This window comes from Kitasatospora sp. NPDC007106, from assembly GCF_040634455.1.
Taxonomy (GTDB): domain Bacteria; phylum Actinomycetota; class Actinomycetes; order Streptomycetales; family Streptomycetaceae; genus Kitasatospora; species Kitasatospora arboriphila.
The window spans coordinates 1-1918 of record NZ_JBEYFP010001033.1; the positions used below are offsets into that span (position 1 = coordinate 1).

Sequence of the window (1918 nt, forward strand, 5' to 3'; positions counted from 1 at the left end):
TTTGGTCGCCCCGGTCAACTCGATCGCCGGGACGGCGCCGGCCTTGTGCGGGCTCACGTGAACCACCTACCTCCTCGGCCGGCGTCGTCGCCGGCTCGGTGCTGTGCTCCGGGACGCTACGAGCGGCACCGGGCGCGGCGGGAGGCTTGCGGGCGTAACGCGGCTTTCCCGCGTTGAGGGCTGTTCTGCTCCTTTTGCTTCCGCTACAACGGCTGGGCGGGGCTGGCACGAAACACGGCCGAAACGTAGGGTGACCGTCCACCCCGCCCCCGCCGAGCACGGAAGGAGCACGCGATGAGGCGTCCGCACTGGCCACGCCGGGTCTTCGCGCAGCTCCTGCTCAGCCAGACCGTGGTCACGGTCGGTGTCACCGCGGTGACGGCGGGGCTGTTCCTCGCGCCGGTCAGCCGGGAGCTCGACCGGGACGCGATGCAGCGGGCCCTGTCGATCGCGCAGGCCACCGCCGCCGACGACGCGCTCGCCCGGGCGGCCGCCGCCCGGGACTCGCGGACGGCCCAGCAGGGCGCCGAGCAGATCCGGCTGGCCACCGGCGCGAGCTTCGTGGTGATCACCGACACCGACGGCATCCGGCTGTCCCACACCGACCCGTCCCGGATCGGACTGCGGGTGTCCACCGACCCCCTGCCGGCGCTGCGCGGCGAGTCGGTCACCGCGATCCAGGACGGCACGCTGGGCCGCACCGCCCGCGGCAAGGTGCCGCTGCGGCTCGCGGACGGGAGGATCGTCGGCGAGGTCTCGGTCGGGATCAGCGACGGCTCGATCCGCCGCCGGCTGCTGTCGATGGCGAACGGCATCCTGCTGTGCGCGGGCGCCGGCCTGGCCGCGGGCCTGGCCGCGACGCTGCTGCTCGCCCGCCGGCTCAAGCGCCGCACCCACAACATCGCGGTCGCCGACATCGCCGCGCTGCTCGTCGAGCGGGAGGCGATGCTGCACGGCATCCGCGAGGGCATGGTGGCCCTCGACGGGGCGGGCCGGATCCGGCTGGCCAACGACGAGGCGCTGCGGCTGCTGGCACTGCCGGAGGACTGCGCCGGGCGGACGGTGGACGCGCTGCTGCCGCCGGGGCGGCTCGCGGACGTGCTGACCGGGCGGATCACCGGAACCGACCTGCCGGCGGTGCGCGACGACCGGGTGCTGGTGGTGAACCGGACGACCACCGCCGACGGCGGCGCCGTCACCACGCTCCGCGACCGCACCGAACTCGAATCGCTGGTGCGCGAACTGGACAACACGCGAAGCCTCACCGAGGCGCTGCGGGCACAGGACCACGAGCACGCCAACCGGATGCACACCCTGCTCGGCCTGCTGGAGCTCGGCCGGCACGAGCAGGCCGCGGCGTTCATCTCCGAGCAGTCCGGGTCGCACTCCGCGCTGACCGCGCGGATCTCCGAGCAGGTACAGGACCCGCACGTCGGCGCGCTGCTGGCGGGCAAGGCGGCGGTCGCCGCCGAGCGGGGCGTGGAGCTCGCCGTCACCGCGGACAGCCATCTGCCGGACGCCGCCGTCGACGCGCGGGCGCTGGTGACGGTGGTCGGCAACCTGGTCGACAACGCCCTGGACGCGGTCGGCGCCGGCCCCGGCGCGGTGGACGTGCGGCTGCGGCCGGTCGGCGCGACCCTGCTGGTCGAGGTCGCGGACAGCGGCCCCGGCGTGCCCGAGGAGCTGCGGACGCTCGTCCTCGAAGAAGGCTGGACGAGCAAGGACGCCCCGGCGCACCGGCCGCGCGGCCTGGGCCTGGCGCTGGTGGGCCGGGTGGTGGAGCGGTCCGGCGGCCGGCTGGCGGTCGGCACCGGGCCGCGCGGCGGCGCCCGGTTCACGGTGGAACTGCCCGAGGCCCTGCACCCGGTGGAGACGGCATGATCGACGTACTGGTGGTGGACGACGACTTCCGGGTCGC

At 75.2% G+C, this 1918-nt stretch carries 1 protein-coding gene; it reads left to right on the forward strand.

Annotated elements, in window-relative coordinates:
* Positions 1–294: 294 nt before the first annotated feature.
* Positions 295–1881: an ATP-binding protein gene (locus ABZ641_RS35405; protein ID WP_359988515.1), complete on the forward strand. Its 1587-nt coding sequence runs from the start codon at positions 295–297 to the stop codon at positions 1879–1881.
* Positions 1882–1918: the final 37 nt, after the last annotated feature.